The sequence below is a fragment of the Pseudomonas karstica genome, assembly GCF_009707515.1.
GTDB classification, from domain to species: Bacteria; Pseudomonadota; Gammaproteobacteria; order Pseudomonadales; family Pseudomonadaceae; genus Aquipseudomonas; species Aquipseudomonas karstica.
In genome coordinates this window covers 215,321-222,265 of sequence record NZ_WLYI01000005.1, presented here as the reverse complement: position 1 = coordinate 222,265, position 6,945 = coordinate 215,321, and the positions used below count along the sequence as shown (strand labels likewise).

Annotated in this window: 6 protein-coding genes; all 6 read right to left on the bottom strand. The window is 57.8% G+C overall.

All coding sequences use genetic code 11. From position 1 onward, the window contains the following. Positions 1–160 precede the first annotated feature (160 nt). The 6 genes from GIR22_RS06060 to GIR22_RS06035 all read right to left on the bottom strand — a co-directional run bounded on the left by GIR22_RS06060 (position 161) and on the right by GIR22_RS06035 (position 6,881). Positions 161–928, bottom strand: coding sequence for an SDR family oxidoreductase (locus GIR22_RS06060; protein WP_154742443.1), 768 nt, complete (start codon positions 926–928; stop codon positions 161–163). An 814-nt stretch (positions 929–1,742) separates the two neighbouring features. After that, a complete protein-coding gene (locus tag GIR22_RS06055; protein ID WP_154742442.1) occupies positions 1,743–2,459 on the bottom strand; it encodes an ABC transporter ATP-binding protein in 717 nt (238 codons plus the stop codon). Next, positions 2,456–3,331 carry an ABC transporter ATP-binding protein gene (locus GIR22_RS06050; RefSeq protein WP_154742441.1) on the bottom strand — a complete coding sequence of 292 codons (876 nt, stop codon included), beginning with the start codon at positions 3,329–3,331 and terminating at the stop codon, positions 2,456–2,458. The genes GIR22_RS06055 and GIR22_RS06050 overlap by 4 nt, the downstream gene beginning before the upstream one ends. Continuing rightward, positions 3,328–4,605, bottom strand: a complete 1,278-nt coding sequence (gene livM, locus GIR22_RS06045) for a high-affinity branched-chain amino acid ABC transporter permease LivM (RefSeq protein ID WP_154742440.1) — start codon at positions 4,603–4,605, stop codon at positions 3,328–3,330. The genes GIR22_RS06050 and livM overlap by 4 nt, the downstream gene beginning before the upstream one ends. A gap of 2 nt (positions 4,606–4,607) precedes the next feature. Next, complete coding sequence (locus tag GIR22_RS06040) at positions 4,608–5,522, bottom strand: ABC transporter permease subunit (RefSeq protein ID WP_154742439.1); 915 nt, start codon at positions 5,520–5,522, stop codon at positions 4,608–4,610. Between the two features lie 222 nt (positions 5,523–5,744). After that, positions 5,745–6,881, bottom strand: a complete 1,137-nt coding sequence (locus tag GIR22_RS06035; protein WP_154742438.1) for a branched-chain amino acid ABC transporter substrate-binding protein — start codon at positions 6,879–6,881, stop codon at positions 5,745–5,747. Between the last annotated feature and the right edge of the window lie 64 nt (positions 6,882–6,945).

Below are 6,945 nucleotides of genomic sequence, written 5' to 3'. Positions count from 1 at the left end.
ACGATTTTTCCGCGTCAAGTTGCCGCTATAACTACATAAAACAGCAAGGGTGCTTATTGACTAATGTGTCACTGCCATGGAGTCGCGTTCGGCCGAGGCGGCCCTAGGTGAAGGTCCTTCGGCCCTTATCGCAGCCTCGTGCCTCGGCAGCGGCTACAGATTAACCCTTAGCGCCGCGCTCAATGGTGAAGCCCGCCCAGGTCTGGCTGACCGGCATCAGCTCCAGGCGGTTGATGTTCACGTGTGCCGGGGTGTTGAGTACCCAGAAGATCGTGTCGGCAATGTCTTGTGGCTGGATGGGCTCGGCGCCCGAGTACGTGGCGTCATACCGCGCCTGGTCACCGCCGAAACGCACCAGGGAAAACTCGCTTTCACACAGGCCCGGCTCGATGTTGGTCACGCGTACACCGGTGCCTTGCAGGTCGCAACGCAGGTTCAGGGAAAACTGTTTGACGAAAGCCTTGGTTGCGCCATACACGTGGCTGCCCGGGTAAGGATAGTTGCCAGCGATGGAGCCCAGGTTGATGATCCCGGCACCGCGCCCATGAGCAATCAGGCGTGGCAACAGCAGGTTGGTGGCATATAGCAAGCCCTTGACGTTGGTGTCGACCATGGTTTCCCAATCGTCCAGGTTGCACTTGGGTGCCGGGTCCGTGCCCACGGCAAGGCCTGCATTGTTGATCAGCCCGCGCAGCTTGCTGAAAGAGGGTGGCAGGTTGGCGATAGCCTCTTCCATGGCCTTGCGATCACGTACGTCCACCACTAGGCCGTGGACTTCAGTCTGCTGTGAAAGCTCGGCGCACAGCGCGTTCAAACGCTCCTCACGACGCCCGGTCAGCACCAGCTTCCAGCCTGCCTCGGCAAAACGCCGGGCACAGGCCTCGCCAAAACCGGAAGTTGCACCGGTAATAAATAGCGTGTTGGACATGATGTTCTCCTTGCAGGGCTTCGCGCAGCCAGTGAGATAAAAAACCAGCGAGCAGAATGCCCGCACACCGTCTTGGCGGCAACCGAAATACCCACCCGCCCGACAGCCTTGTACAAAAAACAACCAACCGCTTAAAAGCCATATAAATCGTGGCCTGCAGCCATATACACGCACCTTATCCACAGCCCCGTCCACAGTCTTTGGGGGCAAGTACAAAACCCGCCAAGCCGCTGAGTACAAGGCTTTCAGCGCGTTTCTAAAAGTTTTTTGCTTGACCTTGGCCCAGGCGTATGTAGGTCTATTGCGCATGAAGGAATCAAGAGGATGGCTCCAGGCCAGTAATTGCGCCCCCTGCGGGAGTCTTTCCAGAGTTTAGTCACAGACTTATCCACAGGTCGGAGGGTGATTTTTTTGTCATATACCTGTGTCTTTGTACAGGTTGACAACTCCGTAGGAAGAACCTGAAAAAGCCCCTGATCAAAAAACAACCATGACGCTGAAAGCCGCGTAGCCAAAGGCTTCCAGCCAGCTACTCCCACGTTACCCACAGCCAGTTCCACAGTCCGTGGGGACAAGTCAAAACTGTGACAAAACAGGGATTTGCGGCGGCTATATGTCGCGCTTTGGGAGGTGCCCAGATTTGTTTTCCACAATTTGGCGAAAGCCTTCGGATGGTACAAAAAATATGCGCACGGGTTACCTGTAGCCGCTGCCGAGGTACGAAACTGCGATGGGCTGCGCAGCGGCCCTAAGGGCAGCCCTGCGGACACGCATCGCAGCCTCATTCTTCGGCAGCGGCTCACACCACCCCGACTTAGTGCCCGCCGAGGTAGGCGTTACGCACCTCCTCATTGACCAGCAACTCCTTGCCGGTCCCGGTGAGGCGGATTTCGCCGTTGACCATCACATACGCCCGATCAGACAGACGCAATGCATGGTTGGCGTTCTGCTCCACCAGGAAGATAGTCATCCCGGTGGTTGCCAACTCCCGCAGGGTGGCGAAGATCTGCTTCACCACAATCGGCGCCAGCCCCAGGCTCGGCTCATCGAGCAATAACAACTTGGGCCGGCTCATCAATGCCCGGGCAATGGCGAGCATTTGCTGCTCGCCGCCAGACATGGTCATCGCCCGCTGATTGCGCCGCTCCTTGAGCCGAGGAAACAACTCGAACATACGTTGCATGTCCTCATCAGCGAACTTGTCGCCAATGGGGATGGTGCCCATCTGGAGATTTTCCTCGACCGTCATGTCGGGGAAAACCCGTCGGCCTTCCGGCGATTGGGCAATGCCGTTGGACGCGATGTAATGGGTCGATTTCTGGGTAATGTCCACACCACGATAGAGAATTTGCCCGGACTCGGCCCGTGGTTGGCCAAATATCGACATCAGCAACGTGGATTTGCCCGCGCCGTTGGAGCCGATCAGGCTGACGGTTTCCCCTTCATTAATGTGCAGCGAGACTTTTTTCAGGGCCTGGATTGGTCCGTAGAACACGTCCAGGTCTTTCAACTCGAGGATGGGTTCGCTCATACCAACTCCTCTTCATCCGCGCCCAGGTAAGCGGCGATCACTTTCGGATCATTACGGATCGCTTCCGGGCCACCCTCAGCGATGACGTTGCCGTGGTCGAGCACCACGATGTGGTCGGAAATACTCATTACCATGCCCATGTCGTGTTCGATCAGTACCACTGTCAAATCATGCTCGTCGCGCAGCAAGCGAATCATCGCGCTGAGGGCTTCGGTTTCCTGGGGGTTCAGACCGGCTGCCGGTTCGTCCAGGCAGATAATTTGCGGCCGGGTGCACATGGCGCGGGCGATTTCCAGACGGCGCTGCTGGCCGTAGGAGAGCTCGCCAGCCAGGCGGTTGGCGCAGTCCACCAGGTCCACTACCTCCAGCCAATAGAAGGCGTGGTCGAGGGCGTCGCTCTCGGCCTTCTGATAGCCCTTGGTGTTGAGAACACCCGCCAGCATGTTGCGGTTGACCCACATGTGCTGGGCCACCAGCAGGTTTTCCACCACCGACATTTCCTTGAACAGGCGAATGTTCTGGAAGGTGCGGGCAAGGCCTGCCCGGTTCACCAGGTGAGTACCGCCGAACATTTTGTAGAACACCCGGCTGATGAAACTTTTGGGCGAAATAAAGTCAGTGGGCTTGAAGGGCTCGCCGAGCAACTGGATGACGTTGGTCTGCTTGCCCCGCACATTGAGTTCGATCTTGCCGCCGGTGGCCTTGTAGAAACCGGTCAGGCAGTTGAACACCGTGGTCTTGCCCGCACCGTTGGGACCGATCAGGGCGAAGATCGAGTTGCGCTTGACCTTGAGGCTCACATCACTCAAGGCCTTGATGCCACCGAAGTGCATCATCAGTTTTTCCACGCTGAGAACCACTTCCTTGCTCATGGCGCGACCCCCTTGCGTGGCGTGACACCGGTACGACTGATACGGATCAGGCCGCGCGGCCGCCAGATCATCATCACCACCATCAGTACGCCGAACAACAGCACACGGTATTCGGAGAAGCTGCGCAGCAGCTCCGGCGCCACCGTGAGCACGAACGCGGCAATCACCACCCCGACCGTGGAGCCCATGCCGCCCAGCACCACGATGGCGAGGATCAGCGCCGACTCAAAGAAGGTAAATGACGATGGGTTGACGAAGCCTTGATAGCTGGCGAAAAACACCCCGGCCAAACCGGCAGTGGAAGCACCAATGGTGAACGCCGAGAGCTTGACCAGTACGTGGTTCAGACCCATGGAACGGCAAGCGATTTCATCTTCGCGCAAGGCTTCCCAAGCTCGGCCCACTGGCATGCGGGTCAGGCGATGCTTGATGTGCAGCACCAACAGCACCACGATAAACAGCACAATGTAGATAAACAGGAATTTAACATTGGGGTTGTAAGCGATGCCGAAAAACTCGTGAAACGGCACCCCGCCTTCCTTGGCCCTGCGCCCGAACTCCAGGCCGAGGAAGGTCGGAGAGGGCACCGGCATACCGTTCGGACCGCCGGTAAACGACAGCCAGTTGTTCAATACCAGGCGGATGATTTCACCGAAACCCAGGGTCACGATGGCCAGGTAATCCCCGTGCATTCGTAGCACAGGGAAGCCGAGTATGCATCCGGCCAGCGCCGCGGCGATGGCCGCCAACGGCAGCACCGTCCAGAAGCCCAGGCCCAGGTACTGATAACCCAGGGCCAGGCCGTAGGCGCCGATGGCATAGAACGCCACGTAACCCAGGTCGAGCAGCCCGGCCAGGCCCACCACGATGTTCAGGCCCAGGCCCAGCAACACGTAGATCAGCCCGAGAATCACCACCGTCAGCAAGTATTTGTTGGCAAAGAACGGGAAGACGATGGCAATCACGATCAGTGCGGGGATGATCCAGCGCAGCCGTGACTTGTAGTCTGGCACCAGCACATGCACGCCGGAACCGGTGCTTTCGAAGCCCTGGAGAATCCTCAGGCCCTTGGGCGTTTGCAGGAACAGGCTCATGGCGAAACGCCCGGCCATCACGATGGCAACCAGCAGGCCAACGCGGGCCGGTTGCAGGTTGAAGCTGTAGCCGTCGAGGACCACGCCGACGATCGGGCCGAACACGATCAGTGAAATCAGCCCGGCGAGGACCGCATCAACCACACTTTTCTTGATATCGATAGATTTGGCTGCAGACATGTTTATACCTTCGCCACAAGTGGGCGACCGAGCAGGCCCTGGGGACGGAAAATCAGAATCACCACCAGCAGTGAGAAACTGAACACGTCTTTGTAGTCAGAGTTGATCAAACCGGCGAACAGCGACTCGGAGATGCCGAGGATGATCCCGCCGAGCATGGCCCCAGGCAGGGAACCGATGCCACCGAGTACCGCTGCGGTAAACGCCTTGATGCCAATGATGAAGCCCGCATAAAAGTCGAACGTGCCATAGTTCAAGGTGATCAACACGCCGGCCAGGGCGGCCATGGCTGCACCAATAACGAATACGTAGGAGATCACCCGGTCAGTGTTGATACCGAGGATCGAGGCCATCTTGCGATCTTGCTGGGTGGCACGGCACATGCGGCCTAGCTTGGTGTACTTGATGATGTAGGTCAGCAACGCCATCCCGGCGAAGGCCGCCACCAGGATAAACACCTTGGTGTACGTCAGTTGCACGAACCCGGTACCAATATCGACTCGCCAGGCACCTGCCAGCAGGGTGGGAATCCCTTGTTGCTTGGCGCCTTGGGCGATCTGTGCGTAGTTTTGCAGAATCAGGGAAATACCGATGGCACTGATCAACGGCGCCAGGCGGGTGGAGTTGCGCAGCGGTTTGTAGGCGACACGTTCGATGACCCAACCGTAAACGCCAGTGACTACTACGGTGAATACCAGGGTGCCGAGAATGAGCAACGGGAAGGATTCGATACCGAACCAAGCCAGCAGAGCCAGACTGATTGCCGCGAGGTAAGCGGAAATCATATAAACCTCGCCGTGGGCGAAGTTGATCATGCCGATGATGCCATAGACCATTGTGTAGCCGATGGCGATCAGGCCATAAACCGACCCGAGGGTCAGGCCATTGACCAGTTGCTGCAGGAAAATACCATCCATAACGCAATCTCACGCAGTGAGCGCCTACACATGCAAGGTGTGCGGCGCTTCTAGGAGGAAAACAGAGGCTTAGCAACTGGACTGCCCTCCCCTGCAGGAGCGAGTTTGCTCGCGAAAAACCGGAGAGCGATACGTGCATCCAGGATGCACGCGTTATCGTTAACGTTCTTCGCGAGCAAGCTCGCTCCTACAAGGGTTCTGCAGTCAGTTCAGACTCTCAGATCACTTCTGTTTTTCCAACTGGTGGTATTTACCATCCTTGTCCCATTGGTAAACCACATAATCAGAGATTTTCAGGTCGCCCTTGGCGTCCCAGGTCTTCTCGCCCATGACGGTTTTCACCGGGTTGGCTTTCAGCCACTTGGCGGCGTCTTCGCCTTTGTTGGATTTAGCGCCATTGAAGCCGGCGGCCAGGGCCTGGAGCGAGGCATAAGCGTAGAGGGTGTAGCCTTCAGGCTCGTAGCCGCTTTTGCGGAACGCGTCTACCACGGTCTTGCTATCCGCCAGCTTGCGCGGGTCGGCGCCAAAGGTCATGTAGACCCCATCCACGTACTGCGCACCGCCGGCAGTCGTCACCAGCTCGTCAGTCACGACACCATCATCGGACATGAACTTGACGTCCTTGAGGCCGGCTTCACGGATTTGGCGAACCAATGGACCGGCTTCCGGGTGCAGGCCACCGAAGTACACGACGTCGGCGCCCAGGGAGCGGATCTTGGTGACCAGGGCGCTGAAGTCTTTCTCGCCACGGGTCAAGCCCTCTTCCAGCACAGGCTTGACACCGCGCTTGGTCAACTGCGCCGCAGTGGCGTCAGCCAAGCCTTTACCGTAGGTGTCCTTGTCGTTGATCACTGCGATTTTCTTGCCTTTGAGCACATCGACGATGTAGTCGCCAGCGACGATGCCTTGCTGGTCATCACGACCACACATACGGAACATCGCCCCCATACCGCGCTCGGTCACTTGCGGGTTGGTAGACCCTGGGGTGATCGCAATCACACCCGCGTCGTCATACACCTCGGAGGCTGGAATGGTGTTCGAGGAGCAAAAGTGCCCGACCACGCCAATCACCTTGTCCTGGTCAACCAGGCGGTTGGCCACGGCCACGGCCTGCTTGGGCTCGCAAGCATCGTCGCCCGCCACCAGCTTGATTTGTTCGCCGTTGATCCCGCCCGCCTTGTTGATGACATCGGCGGCCGCCTGGGCGCCTTTCATGTACTGCTCACCGAACGCCGCGTTGGCACCGGTCATCGGCCCCGCTACGCCAATCTTCACATCAGCTTGAGCAAACGAAGAAACACCCAATGCAGTAGCCACTGCGAGGGCCAGAAAACCTTTCTTGTAAAACGTCTGGGACATGAGGTGGTGCTCCGAGTTTTTTTGTTTATTGGTATTTCTTCAACAAATAAAAAGCAACTTCACT

Coding starts and splice junctions, on each gene's coding strand:
- GIR22_RS06060 (WP_154742443.1), bottom strand. CDS start 928: ATGTCCAACACGCTATTTATTACCGGTGCAACTTCCGGTTTTGGCGAG.
- GIR22_RS06055 (WP_154742442.1), bottom strand. CDS start 2,459: ATGAGCGAACCCATCCTCGAGTTGAAAGACCTGGACGTGTTCTACGGA.
- GIR22_RS06050 (WP_154742441.1), bottom strand. CDS start 3,331: ATGAGCAAGGAAGTGGTTCTCAGCGTGGAAAAACTGATGATGCACTTC.
- livM (WP_154742440.1), bottom strand. CDS start 4,605: ATGTCTGCAGCCAAATCTATCGATATCAAGAAAAGTGTGGTTGATGCG.
- GIR22_RS06040 (WP_154742439.1), bottom strand. CDS start 5,522: ATGGATGGTATTTTCCTGCAGCAACTGGTCAATGGCCTGACCCTCGGG.
- GIR22_RS06035 (WP_154742438.1), bottom strand. CDS start 6,881: ATGTCCCAGACGTTTTACAAGAAAGGTTTTCTGGCCCTCGCAGTGGCT.